This window comes from Advenella faeciporci, assembly GCF_014652395.1.
Lineage (GTDB): Bacteria > Pseudomonadota > Gammaproteobacteria > Burkholderiales > Burkholderiaceae_B > Advenella > Advenella faeciporci.
In genome coordinates, this window is record NZ_BMYS01000003.1 from 156,880 (window position 1) to 176,758 (window position 19,879).

General features: G+C 48.7%; 19 protein-coding genes and 1 tRNA gene. 9 read left to right on the forward strand and 11 right to left on the reverse strand.

Translation table 11 applies throughout. The features are described from left to right. The first annotated feature begins 179 nt into the window (after window positions 1-179). From acnA to efp, 4 genes are all read left to right on the forward strand, one after another. A complete protein-coding gene (gene acnA / locus IE074_RS03875) occupies window positions 180-2,873 on the forward strand; it encodes an aconitate hydratase AcnA (RefSeq protein WP_189384138.1) in 2,694 nt (897 codons plus the stop codon). A gap of 49 nt (window positions 2,874-2,922) precedes the next feature. Next, on the forward strand, window positions 2,923-4,134 hold the full coding sequence (locus tag IE074_RS03880; RefSeq protein WP_189384139.1) for a DUF2863 family protein: 1,212 nt from the start codon (window positions 2,923-2,925) through the stop codon (window positions 4,132-4,134). Further along, window positions 4,118-5,284: an elongation factor P maturation arginine rhamnosyltransferase EarP gene (gene earP, locus IE074_RS03885; protein ID WP_189384140.1), complete on the forward strand. Its 1,167-nt coding sequence runs from the start codon at window positions 4,118-4,120 to the stop codon at window positions 5,282-5,284. Before IE074_RS03880 ends, earP begins: the two co-directional genes overlap by 17 nt. Before the next feature lie 76 nt (window positions 5,285-5,360). After that, a complete protein-coding gene (gene efp / locus IE074_RS03890) occupies window positions 5,361-5,918 on the forward strand; it encodes an elongation factor P (protein WP_189384141.1) in 558 nt (185 codons plus the stop codon). Window positions 5,919-6,043: 125 nt separating this feature from the next. On the opposite strand, the gene IE074_RS03895 is transcribed toward efp, so the two are convergent. Continuing rightward, window positions 6,044-6,454: a PaaI family thioesterase gene (locus IE074_RS03895; protein ID WP_229793872.1), complete on the reverse strand. Its 411-nt coding sequence runs from the start codon at window positions 6,452-6,454 to the stop codon at window positions 6,044-6,046. Between the two features lie 3 nt (window positions 6,455-6,457). Continuing rightward, a complete protein-coding gene (locus tag IE074_RS03900) occupies window positions 6,458-6,943 on the reverse strand; it encodes a YajQ family cyclic di-GMP-binding protein (RefSeq protein WP_189384142.1) in 486 nt (161 codons plus the stop codon). A gap of 302 nt (window positions 6,944-7,245) precedes the next feature. Between IE074_RS03900 and IE074_RS03905 the strand changes: the two genes are divergently transcribed. Beyond that, a complete protein-coding gene (locus IE074_RS03905) occupies window positions 7,246-7,935 on the forward strand; it encodes a tellurite resistance TerB family protein (RefSeq protein WP_189384143.1) in 690 nt (229 codons plus the stop codon). A gap of 8 nt (window positions 7,936-7,943) precedes the next feature. Here IE074_RS03905 and IE074_RS03910 read toward each other — a convergent pair whose 3' ends face one another. From IE074_RS03910 to IE074_RS03940, 7 genes are all read right to left on the reverse strand, one after another. After that, entirely contained in the window at window positions 7,944-9,083 is a 1,140-nt protein-coding gene (locus IE074_RS03910) for an NAD(P)/FAD-dependent oxidoreductase (protein WP_189384144.1), read from the reverse strand. A 101-nt stretch (window positions 9,084-9,184) separates the two neighbouring features. Next, on the reverse strand, window positions 9,185-9,664 hold the full coding sequence (locus IE074_RS03915; protein WP_189384145.1) for a DUF1178 family protein: 480 nt from the start codon (window positions 9,662-9,664) through the stop codon (window positions 9,185-9,187). Between the two features lie 118 nt (window positions 9,665-9,782). Continuing rightward, complete coding sequence (locus tag IE074_RS03920) at window positions 9,783-10,874, reverse strand: magnesium and cobalt transport protein CorA (RefSeq protein ID WP_189384146.1); 1,092 nt, start codon at window positions 10,872-10,874, stop codon at window positions 9,783-9,785. Between the two features lie 49 nt (window positions 10,875-10,923). Then, complete coding sequence (locus tag IE074_RS03925) at window positions 10,924-12,075, reverse strand: acyl-CoA dehydrogenase family protein (protein ID WP_189384147.1); 1,152 nt, start codon at window positions 12,073-12,075, stop codon at window positions 10,924-10,926. Between the two features lie 66 nt (window positions 12,076-12,141). After that, complete coding sequence (gene mmsB, locus IE074_RS03930) at window positions 12,142-13,029, reverse strand: 3-hydroxyisobutyrate dehydrogenase (RefSeq protein ID WP_189384148.1); 888 nt, start codon at window positions 13,027-13,029, stop codon at window positions 12,142-12,144. 154 nt (window positions 13,030-13,183) lie between these two features. Beyond that, window positions 13,184-14,125: a 2-hydroxyacid dehydrogenase gene (locus IE074_RS03935; protein ID WP_189384149.1), complete on the reverse strand. Its 942-nt coding sequence runs from the start codon at window positions 14,123-14,125 to the stop codon at window positions 13,184-13,186. Window positions 14,126-14,149: 24 nt separating this feature from the next. Then, on the reverse strand, window positions 14,150-14,764 hold the full coding sequence (locus tag IE074_RS03940; RefSeq protein WP_189384150.1) for a trimeric intracellular cation channel family protein: 615 nt from the start codon (window positions 14,762-14,764) through the stop codon (window positions 14,150-14,152). An 88-nt stretch (window positions 14,765-14,852) separates the two neighbouring features. Between IE074_RS03940 and IE074_RS03945 the strand changes: the two genes are divergently transcribed. The 3 genes from IE074_RS03945 (at window position 14,853) to IE074_RS03955 (ending at window position 16,637) form a co-directional block, all read left to right on the forward strand. Continuing rightward, entirely contained in the window at window positions 14,853-16,127 is a 1,275-nt protein-coding gene (locus tag IE074_RS03945; RefSeq protein WP_189384151.1) for an aspartate kinase, read from the forward strand. Between the two features lie 94 nt (window positions 16,128-16,221). After that, window positions 16,222-16,314: transfer RNA gene (locus IE074_RS03950), tRNA-Ser, on the forward strand. A 125-nt stretch (window positions 16,315-16,439) separates the two neighbouring features. Continuing rightward, a complete protein-coding gene (locus IE074_RS03955; RefSeq protein WP_189384152.1) occupies window positions 16,440-16,637 on the forward strand; it encodes a globin family protein in 198 nt (65 codons plus the stop codon). 14 nt (window positions 16,638-16,651) lie between these two features. Here IE074_RS03955 and gloA read toward each other — a convergent pair whose 3' ends face one another. Together gloA and IE074_RS03965 are read right to left on the reverse strand one after the other, a co-directional pair. After that, window positions 16,652-17,056, reverse strand: coding sequence for a lactoylglutathione lyase (gloA, locus tag IE074_RS03960; RefSeq protein WP_189384153.1), 405 nt, complete (start codon window positions 17,054-17,056; stop codon window positions 16,652-16,654). 87 nt (window positions 17,057-17,143) lie between these two features. After that, entirely contained in the window at window positions 17,144-18,076 is a 933-nt protein-coding gene (locus tag IE074_RS03965; protein WP_189384154.1) for a LysR family transcriptional regulator, read from the reverse strand. A gap of 316 nt (window positions 18,077-18,392) precedes the next feature. Here IE074_RS03965 and IE074_RS03970 point away from each other — a divergent pair, with 316 nt between their 5' ends. Then, window positions 18,393-19,772 carry an MFS transporter gene (locus IE074_RS03970; RefSeq protein WP_189384155.1) on the forward strand — a complete coding sequence of 460 codons (1,380 nt, stop codon included), beginning with the start codon at window positions 18,393-18,395 and terminating at the stop codon, window positions 19,770-19,772. Window positions 19,773-19,879 lie beyond the last annotated feature (107 nt).

Sequence of the window (19,879 nt, forward strand, 5' to 3'; positions counted from 1 at the left end):
CCTGTTTTTTTTTAATTTGTCGTTGCTGCCAATGCAAAAACCGTCAATGTATTACAAATTTGCTTAAATCCGGCAAGCAAACACCTTCCACCTAATGCTATCATTGGAAACAAACAATCAAAATCCACCCCATCAACCCCAATATTCTTTTGCCGATCAATTCAAACAGCGAGGTTGCCATGCCTTTTTCCAGCACTGTAAAAACACTCACGGTCAATAATAAAACCAGGAAATACTATTCCCTGCCTGCCCTGGGTAAAAAACTGGATGTCAAAATTAACAAATTGCCCGTTTCCATCCGAATCGTACTTGAATCGGTCTTGCGTAACTGTGATGGCAATAAAGTTACCGAAGCGCATGTGCGTCAGCTGGCCAACTGGCAACCCAACGCCAAACGAGAAGAGGAAATCCCTTTTGTGGTGGCTCGCGTGGTCTTGCAAGACTTTACCGGCGTTCCTTTATTGGCCGACCTGGCGGCCATGCGCTCAGTAGCAAATAAAATGGGTAAAAACCCCAAAGCCATCGAGCCGCTGGTACCCGTTGACCTGGTGGTTGACCACTCTGTCATGATTGACTACTTTGGTACTGAGGATGCGCTTGACCTGAACATGAAGGTTGAATTCCAACGCAACAAAGAACGCTACCAGTTCATGAAATGGGGCATGCAGGCTTTTGACACCTTTGGTGTGGTTCCTCCCGGATTTGGTATTGTTCACCAGGTTAACCTTGAATATCTGGCACGTGGTGTTCACAAAGACGCCAATGATGTTTACTACCCCGACACCTTGGTAGGCACCGACAGTCACACCACCATGATTAACGGTATTGGCGTGGTTGGCTGGGGTGTGGGCGGCATTGAAGCCGAAGCGGCCATGCTGGGCCAGCCCTATTACATGCTTACCCCTGATGTGATCGGAGTTGAGCTGACCGGCCAATTGCGCGGTGGCGTCACCGCCACCGATCTGGTACTGACCATTACCGAAATGCTGCGCAAGGAAAAAGTGGTCGGCAAATTTGTGGAATTTTGCGGTCCGGGCACGTCAAGCTTGAGCGTGACCGACCGTGCCACCATTTCCAACATGGCGCCCGAATACGGAGCCACCATGGGCTTTTTCCCGGTTGATGAACACACCCTTGATTACTTCAGGGGCACCGGCCGTACCGAAGAAGAAATTGAGGCCCTGGAAACCTATTTCAAGGCCCAGAAAATGTTTGGCATTCCCAAAGCCAAAGACATCAACTACACCAAAGTCCTGAAGCTGGATCTGAAAACCGTTTCCCCCTCCCTGGCTGGCCCCAAACGTCCCCAGGACCGGGTTGAGCTGGGTAATGTCAAAAGAACTTTTGCCAATCTGTTTACCGCACCCCCCGAGAAAAACGGCTTCAATCAGCCGGCAGAAAAATTCAATACTGCTTACGAAACACCCAGTGGCGTCACACTTAAAAACGGAGACATCCTGATCGCCGCGATCACCTCTTGCACCAACACCTCAAATCCAAGTGTCCTGCTGGCAGCCGGCTTGTTAGCCAAAAAAGCGGTCAAGGCAGGTTTAACCGTGCAAAAGCATATCAAAACCTCATTGGCACCCGGCTCCAGGGTCGTAACCGAGTATCTGGCCAAAACAGGCTTGCTGCCCTACCTTGAGCAACTGGGCTTTGATGTGGCAGCCTACGGCTGCACCACCTGTATCGGCAATGCCGGTGACTTGCTGCCCGAGTTCAATGAAGCGATTATCAAAAACGATTTGATCTGCGCTGCTGTCCTGTCAGGTAACCGCAACTTCGAAGCACGCATTCACCCCAACATCAAAGCCAACTACCTGGCCTCGCCACCCTTGGTGGTGGCCTATGCCCTGGCGGGCACCTTGAATATTGATTTAATGACCCAACCGGTTGGCAAAGGCAAAAAAGGAGACGTCTGGCTGGGCGATATCTGGCCAAGCGATGAAGAGGTTCAAAAACTGCTGGGCAAAGCCATGAACCCGAAGGCTTACCGCAACAACTATGCCCAGGTCAAATCCAATCCTGGCGATTTGTGGAAAAAAATCAAGGGTGTATCAGGTGACGTTTACAACTGGCCAACCTCCACCTATATTGCCGAGCCGCCTTTCTTTGAAGACTTCAGCATGACACCGGCCGCCATCCAGCCCATCAAACAGGCTCGCGCGCTGGGTATTTTTGGTGACTCGGTCACCACTGACCATATTTCACCGGCCGGCTCCATCAAGGAAACCTCACCGGCAGGCAAATGGCTGCTGGCCCATGATGTCATGAAACCCGATTTCAACAGCTATGGTTCACGCCGTGGCAATCATGAGATCATGATGCGTGGTACCTTTGCCAACGTTCGCATCAAGAACCTCATGATTCCTGCCCTGCCTAATGGCAGCCGCTTTGAAGGGGGTGAAACCATTCACAAACCCAGTCAAGAGCAACTGCCTATTTACGATGCAGCCATGCAATATATTGCCAGTGGTACACCAACGGTCGTCTTTGGAGGTGAGGAATATGGCACAGGCTCTTCCCGTGACTGGGCAGCCAAAGGCACCCAGCTGTTAGGGGTAAAAGCGGTTATTGCCCGCAGCTTTGAGCGCATTCACCGAAGCAATCTGGTGGGCATGGGTGTCTTGCCCCTGCAATTCAAGGGCAATGACTCAGCCCAGTCCCTGGGTATTACCGGAGATGAAACCTATGACATCAGCGGACTGGAAGAAGGCATCAAGCCACAACAGGATGTAGTGCTCACCGTGCATCGCCCTGATGGCAGTAAACAGGACATTCCTGTTCTGCTGCGCATTGATACACCGGTCGAAGTGGAATACTACCAGCACGGTGGTATTCTTCCCTTCGTTCTTCGACAACTTTTATCTTAATTAAACCCGGCTCCTTTCATTATCGTCCATGAAAGGAGCCAAACGAAATATGAGCAAAACCGCATTCACAAAATTAAGCAAGGCAAGCCAAGTCCTTGTGGACGCTTGCAAAGCCTTAAAACAGTCCGGCTGCATTATTGAAGACCGTTACTGGGAAAACCTGATTGATCACAAAGTCGTCGATATCTTTAACAGCAATAAAAAAAACCAGGTGGACCATGCGCTTGATTTCCTGGCTTCCACCGACACCGAAACCCATGATATCTTGCTGGAACATGCGGAAACCATGTCCGAATCCTGTACGCTTGAAAAAGACGGTGTGTATTTTGACTGCCTGTTCATCGTGATTCCTGTGGTAGCCTGGACCCGGTTCCAAATCCCATCACCCGCCCTCAACCTGAAAACACAAACCACGCTTGTCACTCTGCTAAAAAAACATATCAGTGCCACTTCGGTGGAAATAGCCATCCATCCGCAACTGTGTTCGGTAGAACAAATGCCAAAATCCTTTGATCAAACCCATCTGTGGTGCGATGCGCTGGCCAGGCAGGCACTGAATCTGCCCGTTAACCCGCTTTCCAGTCCCAAACCGCCTGCTGAAGATGTCCACATGCTGGCCGATACCCGCTACGTCATGGCCGCTTTTTGTGTGGCACAAAACCAGCCTATTTTCAAATGGCAACAGGCCAGTGAGCACTTTGCCGAACAACGGCAACGCTGTCTGCAACACTGGCAAGAGGAAGCCCTTCCCTTGTTCAGGGAACTGTTACCCGCCTGTGGCCTGGAACTGCCCCTGCCCGATGCTTTTTATATCGGCAATCGCGAAGCTGACAAACGAATCCGTTTCGCCGCCCTGAGCGCTTCCGTACAATGGTTGCAAAACACCCTTAACATCCCTGCCGAATCCTTCCGCGCCACCATTGCCGGCATCGGAGAAGACCAAATCAAGGAATACCGTATTGGCTTTACCTTCCTGGATTCCCATCAGGTTATTTATGGCTGCATGTGGCCACTCTTCAGTGAGGAACAGGAAGAAACAATCCCTGAAACCATTACCGAATCGGTACAGGTTCTTAACATGATTGAGCAGCTGCAGGCCAATGGCATCAAACACATCATTTGTATCAATGAAATGCTCAAGCCTGGCCTGCACGAAGAAACCGATGAGCCACTTTTCCCCAACCCTGCCGGAGAACTGACTTATATTAGCGCTCCAGATGATTTTGATGATGTAGACATTTCCAGTGAACAGTTCCATTAAAAGTGACTACCCAAAAAGCATAGATATTTTCTGCAAGGTGATTGACAATTACGGGGATATTGGCGTGTGCTGGCGCCTGGCACGTGATTTAAAAACACAAAGCCAGGCTACCATTCGCCTGTGGGTTGATGAACTGCGCAGCTTTGGAAAAATCGCCCCTGAGCTGGACCCTACCCTTGACAGGCAAATCGTTCAGGGCATTCATGTGCATCATTGGACCAGCGATAACGCTTTCACCGAACCACCGGCAGAAATTGTGATTGAAGCCTTTGCCTGTGATCCACCGGCCTCCTGCGTAAAGACAATGAAAGGCCATACGCGCTTGTGGCTGAACCTGGAATACCTGTCTGCCGAACCCTGGGTGGAAAGTTTTCATGCCCAACCGTCACCGCAGCCTAACGGTTTGGTCAAGCATTTCTTCTTTCCTGGCTTTACCGACAAAACAGGCGGTTTGCTGCGTGAAAAAAACCTGCTGCAAGACCGTGACCAGTGGCAAAATGACCGGCAGGCACAAGAAAAATTCCTGGCCCCGTTTTTAAACACCCGGCAACTGGCGCTTTGGCAACAGGGTGCGCCCATCATTAATTTATTTTGCTATGCCAGCGCCCCAGTACATGAACTGGCCCAAGCCCTTGTCAAGGCCAATCAGGCAGTTCTGTTACTGGTTCCCGAAGGTGTGGCACCTTCACTAGAGGCAGGCGTGGCCAGGCTTGGTGCTTTCGCTTCCAGCCCGTCCTGGCTGCACATTATCCGTTTGCCTTTTATAGACCAGCGCGACTATGACCGCTTGCTTTGGCTGGGCTCACTTAATTTTGTTCGTGGTGAAGACAGCTTTGTCAGGGCGATCTGGGCCGCCAGGCCATTTATCTGGCAAATTTATGAGCAACAGGAAAATGCACACTTGGTTAAACTGGATGCATGGCTTGCCAGCAGCAAAACCAGCCCACCCGTAGCCAACATAATGCGAGCCTGGAACAATGCGGCCGTGCCGGGCTCGTTTACCACGCTTTTTCAGGATCTTTTCTTCCAGCCGGCCAATCGTAAGCAATGGATACAAGAGGCGAACCAATACTGCCAAAATCTATCTAAAAACAAGACTTTATCCTTATCTATTTTAGATATTCATCATAAAATGGCGCAAAAAGTATAAAATAAGCGTTTTCCGATTTTATCGGTTTATATTACTGTAGAAATACACTACCTATTTATTCCTGGAGTTATTATTAATGAAGACCGCACAAGAACTGCGCGTAGGCAATGTAGTCATGGTTGGCTCAGAACCTTTGGTTGTACAAAAAGCTGATTACAATAAATCTGGCCGAAACTCTGCTGTTGTCAAACTGAAATTCAAAAACCTGTTAACAGGCTCCGGCAGTGAATTGGTTTACAAAGCCGACGAAAAATTTGAAGTGGTCATGCTCGACAAAAAAGAATGCACCTACTCTTACTTTGCCGACCCCATGTATGTGTTCATGGACGAAGAATACAACCAGCATGAAGTTGAAGCCGACAGCATGGGTGACTCACTGAACTACCTGGAAGAAGGCATGACGGTTGAAGTGGTTTTCTACGAAGGCCGCGCCATTTCCGTCGAACTGCCAACCATCATTGTTCGTGAAATTACCTATACCGAACCCGCTGTTAAAGGCGATACCTCCGGTAAAGTGCTGAAACCAGCTAAAATCAACACCGGTTTTGAAATTTCAGTTCCCCTGTTCTGCAACATTGGCGACAACATTGAAATTGACACACGCACTAACGAATACCGTAGCCGTGTCATGTAATTCCAATGGAATCCAACCATAGAAAACAAAAAAACCTGATGCTATCGCGTCAGGTTTTTTTTAGGGCGCTGGTTTTGTATGATCAGATGCGAGGCAAATCTCGCCCTTCAGAGGGTATCAAGACCTTACTTGTTAACCAGGGAATATTTAAACGTCCCTACCGCTGTTGCCAGCAGCAAATCATCATCAAGCCATACCTCTGAACGGGCAAAAAATATGCTGCGTCCTTTTTTTTCCACAAAACCCCTGGCCTTTAACATGGTGCCATCACCCGCGCCAATGAAATTGGTGGTTAATGACAGGGTAAGCGCCTTTAATTCAGGATCGCCGGGTGCGGAATAAATGCCGCTGTAACCGGCAACCGAATCAAGCAAGGTACACAACACACCTCCTTGCACACGGCCCGTACGGTTGCCCAGGTTGGGTCCCATGGGCAAATGCATTTGTGCATACCCTTCTGACCAGTCACTTAACGTAATGCCCATCCATTCCAGGAACGGATTATTGATGGGATGAACCGATACACAAGCATCCACAATTCAGTCCCTGAAATTATTAAAAGCCAGCGGTGCGTCTGCCACCTCTTTTTTCAGCAAGGCAATGACATCCTGCAATGTATCCCGTTTTGCCCCACTAACCCGCACAGTGTCGCCCTGTATGCTGGCCTGCACCTTAAGCTTGCTGTCTTTAATGGTTTTAACGATTTTTTTGGCCAGGTCACCGGTAATCCCTTTTCGAATAGTGGCATATTGCTTAAGTTTGTCGCCAGACATCTTTTCTTTTTTACCGTATTCAAGGAAACGCAAATCCACTCCGCGCTTGGCCAGTTTATTAATCAGCACATCCTGAACCTGCCCCACCTTGAACTCATCATCGGCAAAGATAGTCAGTTCCTGTTCTTTTTGTTCGATCCGGGCGTCCGAACCCTTAAAGTCAAAACGGGTTGAAATTTCTTTGTTGGCCTGCTCAACCGCGTTCCTGACTTCAATCATGTCCGCTTCACTCACGACATCAAATGATGGCATTTTTCTTTCCTTTTACTTATCACATTAATAATCTGCATAAAGATTAGCATATTTTAACCGCTCTGGCTGGTAGGCTAAGTGTCATCGGGCCTGTCTTTTGTCAAGACAAACTTAAGGCAAATTTAAGGCAAACACAAGCCATCTCCGGCCATTCACAATTGTTAGCAATTCATTCATGCAACCCACCATTGATTTCATTAAAATCGTTGGGTATTGCGCCAAATGGTAACCGTACAGAAAAACAAACAAGATAGGTGGCCGCTTTACAGGTAACGGACAACTCATTCAATCTGGAGAACACCATGAGTGCACTCAATATTCTTGAAACATTGCTGGGCGCTGGCAAAGACCTGATCACACAAGCCGGCAATACGGCAAGAAATGCAACAACAGGCAGTCATCCACTCATTACCGATAAAGACAAAACCACCCTTGGGGCAGGGGCATTGGCTGTGTTACTGGGCAAAAAAACCGACTCCAGTCTGGCTACTTACGGTGGACTGGCCGCTTTAGGCACGGTTGCCTACAAAGCCTTCAAGCGCTGGCAGGAAAGCCAGGCAGAATTGGCTGCCCAAGGCGCCAATATCGCTGCGGACATTCCCATGCCACAACCCATCAACCAAATGTCCGCAGAAAAAACAGAGGCCACCAGCCGGGCACTGCTGGTGGCCATGATGACCGCTGCCAAAGCGGACGGGCATATCCATGAAGAAGAAAAAGCCCAACTGGATGCCCATTTTGCCAAAATTTCCACCCCCCAGGAAAGGGCCTGGCTACAAGCGGAAATGAACAAACCCGTAGACCCGGCTGCCGTGGCAAGTCTGGCTGTGTATGACCCTCACCTGGCATCGCAAATTTATGCACTTAGCGTGGCCATGGTTGATGACGCCAATTTCATGGAACGCTCATATCTGGATGAGCTGGCAAAACAACTAAACCTGGACCACAGTCTGAAACACGAACTGGAAACCCAGGTCAAGCAACGGGTATAACTGTTGTTTTACCTGAACCGGTTGGGGGAAACCAGCGTCGGATCGACTTTTTCTTTAAGCAAAGTCTCTGACAGGGGCTGGTTCAGGATTAATGCGCTGGCCAACTCGGAAACACCGGCAGATGATTGAATACCGTAACCGCCCTGCCCGGCCAACCAGAAAAATCCTTCCGCGGTCCGGTCAAAACCCACCACCAAATCCCCATCCTTGACGAATGAACGCAAACCTGCCCAAACATGATTGGGACGGCGAATCTTGAAGGTAGTGGCCTCTTCAATATAGTAAATCCCGGTGGCCACGTCCAGTTCTTCGGCCACCACATCCTGTGCATCTACAGGATCGGCATTGGCGGGTGAACCCAGCACCTGTCCGGCATCGGGTTTGAAATAATATTGTTCGCCAATATCCACAACCATAGGTAAGGTAAGCAGATCCAGCCCTTCAGGTGCATCAAAAGTGAAAGCGGTACGACGGCATGGTTGCAACCCTACCGGTGCAACCTGACTTAAACGGGCAATGTGATCAGCCCAGGCACCGGCTGCGTTAACCAATGTTGTGCACCGAAAGCTTTCACCATTAGCCAAACTCACCTGCCATTTGTCTTCAATGCGTTGGCATTGAACCACTTCGGCATTGTTTTTCAGTACTGCACCGTTTTTTCTCATACCCTTAAGATAACCCTGGTGCAAGACATCAACATCAATATCTTCTGCATTACGTTCAAGGACCCCACCATACAGCAGCTCTTTTTTCATGCAGGGCGCCATTTCAACAATTTTGTCCGGATCAATAAACTCGACATTGGGAGACAGGGCCAGCGCTTGGGTATACATACTCTCCAGCTCTTCTTTTTGATCAGGCCGTGCCACGTAAATACAACCACGAGGATGCAAAACCGGCTGATCGGTAAACCCGCTTGACTGGGCCTGCTCAAAAAACCCTCGTCCGGCACGGGTCAGGGCCTGTATTTGGGGCGTCCCATAGGTTTCCATAAACATCGCGGCAGAACGGCCTGTTGAATGGTAACCCGGCTGCGATTCCCGCTCAAGCACCAGTACGCGCACTTGTGTGGACAGACGATACGCAACTGAAGCACCGGCTATACCGGCACCGATAACGATTACATCAAATTCATTTGCACTACTCATGCTTTGAGCTCCAGAACAGGAAGGGTTATTTTTAATGTTGGTTTATTGATTCTGTTTTTCATTATACCTATACGAAATTTTATACCGTATAGGAAAAACACTTATTGAAGCTGATTTTCATCCAGAAAGTCGGGAATGGGCAGTACTTCAATTCCTTCTTCCTGCAAGGCTTGTCGTTGCGCAGGAGTGGCATTGCCACGAATCGCTCTTTCCTCTGCCTCGCCATAATGAATGCGTCTTGCCTCTGAGGTGAATTGATCGCCCATATCTTCGGTTTGTTTGACATAAGCGCGCAACTGTTGCATGACCGCCGCCTGTATTTTAGCCAGTTCTTTATCGTTGAGGCTTGCCATCGCTTCTGCCACAGGAACCGGTGATATCGGCTGCGGTTGCTTTTGTTTTTTAAGATGGGAAACATTCAGATGTGGAGCCGAAAGCATTTTACTGATCTTGTTGTTACCGCAGATGGGGCAGGTTAAAAGCCCTCTTTCCTGTTGTGAATCATAATCCTCGTGGGATGAGAACCAGCCCTCGAATATATGATGTGCCTCACATTGAAGGTCAAAAACTTTCAAAGCCATAATTACCCGATTAAAAATAGTCTTGCCTGCATACCTGACATGATAACGCTTATTCTGAAAACACGTATCTATCCGGGGCCTGAAGCCATGCACTGCCATTAGGCCAAACCCGTTTTTCCTATAGCCAGCCGGCTTTTTTAAAGCGCCAGTACAGGTAAGCGCAGACACCAAACATCAGCACCAGCACAAAAGGATAACCAAAAGCCCAGTCCAGCTCTGGCATGTCCTTGAAGTTCATACCATAAATACCTGCAATCGCCGTGGGCACCGCCAGAATCGCTGCCCAGGCAGCCAACCTTTTGGCAATGTCAGTTTGGTGATTTTGTCCAATCATCATGCCAGCTTCAAAGGCAAACGCCAGGGCCTCGCGCAAGGAGTTGATCTGCTCCACCAAACGGGCCACCCGATCTGACACGATACTGAAATTTGAACGGGAATCCATTTCCACCACATCTATCCGTACCAGCGACAGTTTGCGGCAAATTTCTATCATGGGCGCAATAGCTGTATGTACCCTTAGCAAATCACGCCGCTGTTTATAGAGCTTGCGAATATCGCTTTCCTTAAGCCCTTGCAGCAACATTTGGTGCTCTGACTGGTCAACTTCATATTCCAGCCTGGCAGTTAAATTAGTATAGCTATCGGCCAGCACATCCAGAATTTCGGCCGCCACATAATCACTTCCCCGGGCAATCAGGTCGGGCCATCCTTCCAGTCTTTCCCGAAGGGAACTGTTGGACAAGGCGTCTCCACGCCTGACGGTTAACAGAAAACCAATCCCGAAAATAATCTGGATTTCCCCAAAAACCGGTTTTTTACTGTTTTCTTTACTAACAGTCATGGCCACAATCTGGATATATTCCCCGTAATCAATCACTTTGGGGCGGCCATGTTTTTTTACAATCTCTTCAGTAGCATCTGTACTAAGCGACAGCTGGCTGCAAATATGCTGCAATTCGGCCTTGGTGGGGTCTTTAAGGCCAACCCACAACAGGCGGGTGGACTCTTTCTTATAACCCGAAATCTGATCTATCGTCATTTCCCCACGTCGCCTGCCATGCACATACTCAACCGAGGCAATTACAGAAGCAGACGCTGATTTCCCGGCAGGCGTTGAATCAGCTTTTGCAGCAGATTTCGAATCAGTTTTATCGCCTTCAACGCCTGAAACAAGTTTTGCCGACCCCTTCACTTTTTCTTCAACCGTCATGATTCCCTCCCGTGACATTCAGAAGGGATCATACCATTAGCCCAGCCCCTTACCCCTGGTAATTGACCAGGCTGCGGGCAATCAGCATACGCTGGATCTCACTGGTGCCTTCATAAATTTGCGTGATACGTGCATCACGGTAATAACGCTGCACCGGGTAATCTTCCAGATAGCCATAGCCACCATGCACCTGAATGGCCATTGAACAGACTTTCTCTGCCATTTCAGAAGCCATCAATTTGGCCTGGGCCGCCTCATTAAGGCAGGGAATACCGTGATCTTTAAGAGAGGCCGCATTAAGAACCATTAAGCGGGCAGCATTGATTTGGGTATGCATATCTGCCAGCATATTGGCAATACTTTGGTGTGCCAGCAGGTTTTTGCCAAACTGCTCCCGTTCCTGCGCATATTTAAGGGCAGCCTCAAAAGCGGCACGGGCAATGCCCACGGCCTGAGCCCCTATCCCAATCCGGCCATTTTCAAGATTGGACAGGGCAATAGACAGACCTTTGCCCCTTTCGCCCAACAAATGACTTTCTGGAATGGTGCAATTTTCAAGGGTAATGGCACAGGTGTCTGAAGCCCGGATACCCATTTTATGTTCCACCCGGCTGACGATGAAGCCGGGGGTATGGGTGGGCACCAGAAAGGCGGAAAGCCCTTTCTTGCCCAGATCAGGATCAGTCACGGCAAAAATAATGGCTATCTTGGCGCGCTTTCCGTTGGTAACAAATTGCTTGGCACCATTCAGGACCCATTTTCCATCTTGCAGTATGGCACGGGTTTTCAGGTTATGGGCTTCGGAACCGGCCTGTGGTTCGGTAAGGCAAAAACTGCCGATTGCACGTCCCGATGCCATTTCTGGCAGCCATTGCTTTTTCTGCTCATTATTACCCGCATTCAACAAGGTGCCACAACCCACCGAATTATGCACGCTCATCATGGTACCGGTTGCCGCATCTGCCGCAGAAATTTCCTCAATCGCCAGAGCATAAGAAACGTAATCGGAAAATGAACCACCCCACTCTTCGGGTACCACCATCCCCATCAGGCCCAACTCACCCATTTTCTCAATCATGGCATCGTCTATCCAGCCCTCTTTTTCCCATTGTTCTGCCCTGGGTGCAATTTCATTTTGTGCAAAATCGCGAGCCATGTCACGAATCATTCTTTGTTCTTCGCTTAATGCAGTATTAAACATTGCCACTTATTCCTTACTGTTATATTGCCGTCACCATTTCTGATCAAATCCTGACACCTGTTCTGTTTACTTATCGGAAAAAAGTTTGATAATGCCTGAAAAATCCAGTTTCCCATGACCCTGGGAGCTGAATGTTTGATACAACTGCTGGGCAGCAGCCCCCATAACCACGGGCACTTTGGCCGCCCGGGCCGCCTCGGTGGCAAGCCCCAGGTCCTTCAGCATTAAATCAGCACCAAACCCGCCCGCATATCCCCTTGAGGCCGGAGCTGTTTCCACTACGCCCGGATAAGGGTTGTAAACCTCGGTGCTCCAGCAACGGCCCGAAGAAGTATTGATAATGCCAGCCAGCACTTTAGGATCCATCCCCAAAGAAACCCCCAGATTCATGGCTTCGGCCGCACCAATCATGGAAATACCCAACAACATGTTATTGGCCACCTTGGCAACCTGGCCATTGCCTGCACCACCGCAATAGACAATATTTTTCCCCATGGCCTGCAACACCGGCAGCGCCCTTTCAAACACAGCTTCATCACCGCCGACCATGAAAGTCAAGGTGCCAGCCTGCGCACCTCCAGTGCCACCGGACACCGGGGCATCCAGCATGTCATTGCCTTGGGCTGCCGCCTGGGCAGCCACTTCACGGGCGGTTTGAGGATCTATGGTGGAAGAGTCTATGAGCAACACCTGTTTGCCAACGGCAGCCAGCACCCCGTCATCACCCAGATAAACCTGTTTTACATGAACCGAAGCCGGCAACATGGTTATTAACATGTCAATGTCAGCACTGGCCACTTTTGCAGGTGAAGCTGCCCGAACCGCCCCGGACGCTTCCAGCATTTGCACTGTCGATTCGACCAGGTCATAGACATAAACATGATGACCCGCTTTCAGCAAATTAAGCGCCATGGGGGCACCCATATTGCCCAGACCAATAAATCCGATATTCATGTAAGTCTCCGTGTATTACTGTTTTATTTTTGAATAAAATGAAGTATGTCAACCATACTGAGAATATGCTTTACAGACTGTCATTTTAAAGACGTTTTTCAATCATTTCGAAAAACCCGACAGCCAGCGCCTGGTCAGGCTTGCCCAGACCCACTCACACCACCCTGCTCAGCACACTGCCTTCGCGGAAAAAGGCGTCCAGGTTATCAATCACCCGTTGCGACATGCGCTGGCGGGTTTCTACGGTCGCACTGCCTAAGTGCGGCATCAGGACAACATTATCCATTTCCATTAGCGCTTCAGGCACATAAGGTTCACGCTCAAACACATCAAGTGCAGCACCGCCCAGTCGTCCTTCCCGCAGCGCCTTAATCATGGCCTCTTCATCAACAACCGTGCCACGCGATACGTTAATCAGCAAACCATCAGGTCCAAGTGCCGTCATAATTTCATCATTGATTAAATGATAAGTGGCAGGCCCGCCAACGCACATAACAAACAGAAAATCGCTCCATTGTGCCAGCTCCTTTAAAGTAGACACATAACGATAAGGTACGCCTTTCTTCTCTGAACGATTGTGGTAGCGTATTTCGCAATCAAATCCGGTTAGTCTTTTGGCTATCGCTTGCCCGATATTACCCAACCCGAGAATGCCTGCTTTTTTCCCTGTAATACTGCGCATTAAAGGAAATTCGGCTCGTGGCCATTGCCCCTCACGCACAAAACGATCGGCCCGAACCAGCCCGCGTGCAGCTCCCAGTAACAGGGTCATGGCGGTGTCGGCCACACAATCATTCAGGACATCAGGGGTATTGCCCAATTGAATGCCACGGCGTTGCAGCTCGGCGGCATCAATCGAGTCGTAACCCACCCCAAAACTGCTAAGCACTTTTAATTGCGGCAAGTAATCCAGCCACTCATTCCTGAACCCATACTTGGCAGAGGTTACGGCAGCCACGCAGCCCAGCCCGTGCGCTTTCAGGGCTTCAAGGGCGCTTTCCTGCTCCCACAACCTGAAGACATCATAATTATTCTCAAGATGCCGGCTAACCAGCTCTGGCGCTGGTCCAACCTGTAACACGCGATGTTTTGTCATTTTTCCTGTCTCCTGTTTATCTTGCTAATCCCCCATAAAACGGGGCAAATTCCAATTATTTCTATATGAAAAATACCGGATCAGGAATGTCACTGTAGCACCCGCCAGCATCACAAAAAATTCCTGTAGACCCAAATAATTGCCTGCTACCACAATACAGGTACCCACAATGGCTGCCGAAGCATAAATTTCTTTTTCAAGCACAATGGGAGCGCGGTTTAAAAACACATCGCGCAGCAAGCCGCCGCCAACGGCTGTAGTAACCCCCATAATAATCGCGGTCTCGTATGCTCCGGTATAATGCAGGGCCTTGCTCGCACCGGTTACCGCAAAAATACCCAGACCGATGGCATCAAACAGGAAAATAGGATATTCCAGTTTTTTAATCCAGTTTTTAAACACCAGGGTAAAAAACACAGCCAGCAGTGCAATGAATAAATAACGCCAGCTGGAAAGACTGGCCGGTGGCGTTATCCCCAAGCAAAGATCCCTGATAATACCCCCACCGCATGCCGTAATAAAAGCAATAAAAATAACCCCGAACAAATCCAGGTTTCGATGACGGGCCGCAATCACTCCGCTTACAGCGAAAGCAAACGTACCTAAAACATCCAGTGTGGGCAATAATAAATCATTCATTTTAAAAAAAATATAACAATTCAGGTAACTCGTTGTAGAATATCAGGTTTTAGGCCCAATTCAGGGCAAACTTACTTCAATCATCAAGATGTCTCTATTCGTCCATAAATACGGTGGCACCTCTATGGGTTCCATCGAACGCATTCAAAATGTTGCGAAACGTGTCGCCAAATGGCATGCAGAAGGCCATCAGGTAGTTGTGGTTCCTTCAGCCATGTCGGGCGAAACCAACCGTTTGCTTGGCCTGGCCAAGGAACTGTCAGAAACCCCCGATCCTCGTGAAGTGGATATGCTTGCCTCTACAGGCGAGCAGGCCAGCAGCGCCTTGCTGGCCATGGCACTGCAGGCACAGGGAGTACCCGCACGCAGCTATACCGGCTGGCAGGTTGCCGTAAAAACAGACAGCGCCTTCGGCAAGGCCCGTATTACCTCTATCGATGACCAGCGCGTTCGCGCAGACCTGGACGCCGGCAAAGTGGTTATCGTGACCGGTTTTCAGGGTATAGACCCTGAAGGCCATATTACAACGCTGGGACGTGGTGGTTCAGATACTTCTGCTGTCGCCATGGCTGCTGCCCTTAAAGCTGATGAATGTCTGATTTTCACAGACGTGGATGGTGTTTATACAACAGACCCGCGTGTTGTTCCCGAAGCGCGCCGCATGAATGTGGTGTCATTCGAAGAAATGCTTGAAATGGCATCACTGGGCTCAAAAGTACTCCAGATCCGCTCTGTCGAGTTTGCTGGCAAATATAAAGTTCCAGTACGTGTCCTGTCATCGTTAACCGACCCCTTAATTTCGCTCGAAGAAGAAAAAAATTCGGGAACCCTTATTACTTTCGAGGAAGACTCAAAAATGGAAGCCGCTTTAGTTTCTGGTATTGCCTTCAGCCGCGATGAAGCAAAAATCACGCTCTTGGGCGTACCCGACAAACCCGGTGTTGCCTTTGCCATTCTGGGCCCTGTAGCCGATGCCAACATCGACATCGACATGATCATCCAGAACCAGTCTGTTGATGGCACCACAGACTTCTCTTTTACGGTTAACCGCAACGATTACAAACGTACACTTGATATCATCAAGAAAACCATCGTTCCCGCCACCGGTGCCCGCGAAGTCATTACCGACGAAAAAGTCTGCAAAGTATCCATCGTAGGTATTGGCATGCGTTCACATGCAGGTGTTGCCAGCCTGATGTTCCGCACCCTGGCTGATGAAGGCGTTAACATCCAGATGATCAGCACCAGTGAAATCAAGACTTCCGTCCTGATTGAAGACAAATACATGGAACTGGCCGTTCGTGCCCTGCACAAGGCGTTTGGCCTGGATGGCAACCCAGCTGAAACCGCTATTGAAGAGTAAGTGAGAAAAATGCTGTTTTTTAGCTAAAAAGCAGCATTTCGACTACAAGCTGTTGACAGAAGCGGCCAGCATTGGTTAGAATCCTCTTTTCTTTGGAGATGTGGCCGAGAGGTTGAAGGTACTCCCCTGCTAAGGGAGCATGCGGCTTATACCCGCATCGAGGGTTCGAATCCCTCCATCTCCGCCAAAGATACTGAAAAGCCCTTGAATTTATTTCAAGGGCTTTTTTTATGATATAAATTCTCATCCGACAACATTGCGGGACGATGTAACGCCCCAATAACCTGATCTAGTTTCAAGCAAAGGAAAAACATGAGCAAGAAAAACACGCCCGATCCGGACGAAGTGGCACTCATTGAATGGTGTATTGAAGTTGAGGGCTTTTTGGTAAAGGCAGGCGCAACCCTGCGTGAGGCGCAGGACTACATCGAAGAGAATGCCGAGTGGTTTACAGACCAATTCTACGAGGGATTGACACCTGAAGAAGCGGCCAAAGAAGCACTGAATTAAATCAGCTCAATCGATTAAATCGGCTCGATCAACTCAATCAAATAATCATCCGGATCAAACACAAAGGCAATCATGCGTTGCCCGTGATTCATTCGTTTGGGGGGCGTCTTGATTCCGACACCGGATTGAGCCAGTTTTTCTACAGCTTTATGAATATCATTAACCATTAATGCAAGGTGACCAAACGCCTGGCCTTTTTCATAGGGGTCTTTCCGGTCCCAGTTATACGTCAACTCAAGACTGGATTCGGCATTCTCATTAAAGCTTAAAAAAACGTTGGTGAATCTGCCCGATTCATATTCGGTATGGCGCAGCACTTTCATGCCAAGAATATCCCGATAAAACGCCAGCGACTTTTCCAGGTCCAACACGCGCAACATGACATGATCAAGACTAAATTGAATGACAGATGTACTCATGGCTAAAGGTATGTAATTGAAAATGGCAATGTAGCAAAATAATCACTGTTCAATCATGACCATTTATCAAGCATCAATGAGAAATATTCAATATGTCAATGACGGTCGCATCGTAAGGCCCGCTGATATGTTCTGGATAAACAAAGGCACGCAGGGGTTGGCATTGTTTTCCTGCCACATGATACTGATGTACGACTGCGGATATTGCCCTGATAAAGCCAGGTCAATGGCCACCAAATCCCGGTGCACATATTTACGCAATGATTGAGACAAAATGGCAATCCCCATATGAGCCGCCACCAGGCTCATAATGCCGGTAATCGTGCTTGCCTCCTGTGCGATAATTGGATGAAAGCCGGCATGACGGCATAAAGAATAAAAATAACGCCGCCAGACCTGCCAGTGATTTTTAGAACCCACCACAAAACGCTCATTGGCAAGATCCGCCAGCGAAATGACCTTTCGGCCTGCCAAAGGATGATCTTTTTGCAATAGCACAACCGGATCATCCTGGAACACCGGCTTCCACTGCACGCCAAGCTCTTCCGGATCGTCGGAAAACGCAAAACCGAATCCCAGATCAAGGCTGCCCTGCTGCAGGCCCTGAATTTGCTCCTGGGTTGGCATGTAAAGAAGATCAGTGGTGATACTGGGATATTGCCGCCTGAAATGATCCAGCGTATTGGGCAAGACATCCTGAATCGCATAATCATTATAGGCAATAATCAAATGGCCAATATCCCCGAATTTGGCTTTCTGGGCCAATTCAATGGCCCGCGCCAGATGCATGAACACGTGTTCGGTTTCCTGCAAAAAAAGGTAACCGGCAGCAGTCAGTTTGACTTGACGGGTACTGCGTTCAAAGAGCTCAACCTGCAAAGCCTCTTCCAGCGCCTTGATAATACGCGTCAGGCCAGGCTGGGTAATATGCAAAAGTTCTGCCGCTTTTTTAAAATGCAGTTGCTCGGCAACCATTTTAAAAGCGCGTAAGTGATGCAGATCAAAGCGAACAGGATTCATGACTCAACTCTTTTTTATCATTAATAACATTACGATCAATAATACCGCGCCAATACTGAATAGACAAACTACTGGTACAGTATTAGTTTACTGTTTATGCGTAATAAGGCATACAAAGAAAAACTTTTAAATTTATGAATACACATTCAAAAAAAAGGAGACATCTATCTTGTTCCAATCGTTTAGTATTCACTATTCGATTTTTTGATCAATAAATTTTAAATAACCAATACATTCACAGATAAACAATAAAAACCTATTCCCCACGGGGATTTATTTGAACACAAAAAAATTGCTAATTTGAGGAGACATCAACATGCAACAGGAAGGAACTGTGGCAGCATCGGAACACACCGATACCAGCCATATTAAAAAGGTAATGATGGGTTCAGCGGCAGGCACTGTCGTTGAATGGTTCGACTTTGCCTTATTTGGCTACATGGCCGTTTATATCGCACAAAACTTCTTCCCCACCGAAGACAAGATGGCTGGTCTGCTGGCTACCTTTGCGGTATTTTTAGTATCGTTTATTGTTCGGCCACTGGGAGGTATCTATTTTGGCAAGCTGGGCGACAAACTGGGTCGCAAAAAAATTCTGGCTTTAACCGTATTGCTCATGTCTGGCTCTACAGCTGCCATTGGCCTTATTCCCAACTATGAAAGCATTGGTATCTGGGCACCTATTTTGCTGGTTATCATTCGCTGCATTCAGGGTTTATCGGCAGGTGGTGAATATACAGGTGCCACCATTTATACGGTTGAGCACAGTCCCATGACCAAACGCAACTCTTATGCCTGGGCCATGTCTGCCGCGACTTATTTCGCTTTTGCCCTGGCTGCTGGCGTCTGTGCCGGGTTGGTGGCCATTATTGGCAGTGAGGCCATGGGTGCCTGGGGCTGGCGTACCATTTTCCTGTTGGCTGTTCCAATGGGTGTCGTCGCCTTCTTCATTCGTGACCATCTGTCTGAATCCCCTGAATTCCAGCAAATGCGTGCCGAGAAAAAGGGTCAGGTCAGCTACACGGCCTCACAGGTATTCAAGGCAGAAGGTAACAATATTGTGAAACTGGGTGGCTTTGTAGTGCTCTATGCGCTGTCATTCTATATTTTCTCAACCTACATGAATACCTTCCTGCGTACCGTGATTGGCCTGACCCCGGCACAATCCTTAACGGCCAGTATGGTTGCCCTGTTGTTTGTAACCGCCTTAACCCCAATTGCCGGCATCATTTCCGACAAAGTCGGCCGTCGTAAAATGATGCAGTTTGCCGCCATCTGGCATGCCCTGTTTACCATTCCCGCCTATATGGTTGTGAACAATGGCGCCTCACTGGAAGCGGCGATTGCCGGGATGCTGATTATTGGTATTGGCCAGGTTGCCGCCAGCGTAGTGGCTGCAACATTACTCTCAGAAATGTTCCCGACCGATATGCGCTATACCGCATCCAGCATGTGCTACAACATTACCTTTGCCATTTTTGGTGGTACCGCCCCTTATCTGGCCATCTGGTTGACAGCACAAACAGGCACTTATCTGGCCCCGGCATTTTACGTAACCGTAGTAGCAGTTCTGTGCTTCTTCTGGGTGACTGTTTTAATGCCAGAAACCGCCAACAAGCCTTTGCGTCGTTACCATACTGAACCAGAGCATGATGCCAAACCGGCCGTCAGTCTTGGTAAAGTGAGCGCCAGCTAATTAATTAACCAAACTCATATATTTTCTTGACTCTTTATCAGCCCTGTTTTTTCAGGGCTGTTTTTTTTATCTGTTTCAATTCACTTGACAAAAAAATCCCGGGCAAC

Coding starts and splice junctions, on each gene's coding strand:
- IE074_RS03880 (WP_189384139.1), top strand. CDS start 2,923: ATGAGCAAAACCGCATTCACAAAATTAAGCAAGGCAAGCCAAGTCCTT.
- IE074_RS03935 (WP_189384149.1), bottom strand. CDS start 14,125: ATGACAAAACATCGCGTGTTACAGGTTGGACCAGCGCCAGAGCTGGTT.
- IE074_RS03920 (WP_189384146.1), bottom strand. CDS start 10,874: ATGACGGTTGAAGAAAAAGTGAAGGGGTCGGCAAAACTTGTTTCAGGC.
- IE074_RS03970 (WP_189384155.1), top strand. CDS start 18,393: ATGCAACAGGAAGGAACTGTGGCAGCATCGGAACACACCGATACCAGC.
- efp (WP_189384141.1), top strand. CDS start 5,361: ATGAAGACCGCACAAGAACTGCGCGTAGGCAATGTAGTCATGGTTGGC.
- IE074_RS03955 (WP_189384152.1), top strand. CDS start 16,440: ATGAGCAAGAAAAACACGCCCGATCCGGACGAAGTGGCACTCATTGAA.
- gloA (WP_189384153.1), bottom strand. CDS start 17,056: ATGAGTACATCTGTCATTCAATTTAGTCTTGATCATGTCATGTTGCGC.
- IE074_RS03905 (WP_189384143.1), top strand. CDS start 7,246: ATGAGTGCACTCAATATTCTTGAAACATTGCTGGGCGCTGGCAAAGAC.
- IE074_RS03925 (WP_189384147.1), bottom strand. CDS start 12,075: ATGTTTAATACTGCATTAAGCGAAGAACAAAGAATGATTCGTGACATG.
- IE074_RS03965 (WP_189384154.1), bottom strand. CDS start 18,076: ATGAATCCTGTTCGCTTTGATCTGCATCACTTACGCGCTTTTAAAATG.
- acnA (WP_189384138.1), top strand. CDS start 180: ATGCCTTTTTCCAGCACTGTAAAAACACTCACGGTCAATAATAAAACC.
- IE074_RS03940 (WP_189384150.1), bottom strand. CDS start 14,764: ATGAATGATTTATTATTGCCCACACTGGATGTTTTAGGTACGTTTGCT.
- IE074_RS03910 (WP_189384144.1), bottom strand. CDS start 9,083: ATGAGTAGTGCAAATGAATTTGATGTAATCGTTATCGGTGCCGGTATA.
- IE074_RS03945 (WP_189384151.1), top strand. CDS start 14,853: ATGTCTCTATTCGTCCATAAATACGGTGGCACCTCTATGGGTTCCATC.
- mmsB (WP_189384148.1), bottom strand. CDS start 13,029: ATGAATATCGGATTTATTGGTCTGGGCAATATGGGTGCCCCCATGGCG.
- IE074_RS03900 (WP_189384142.1), bottom strand. CDS start 6,943: ATGCCATCATTTGATGTCGTGAGTGAAGCGGACATGATTGAAGTCAGG.
- IE074_RS03915 (WP_189384145.1), bottom strand. CDS start 9,664: ATGGCTTTGAAAGTTTTTGACCTTCAATGTGAGGCACATCATATATTC.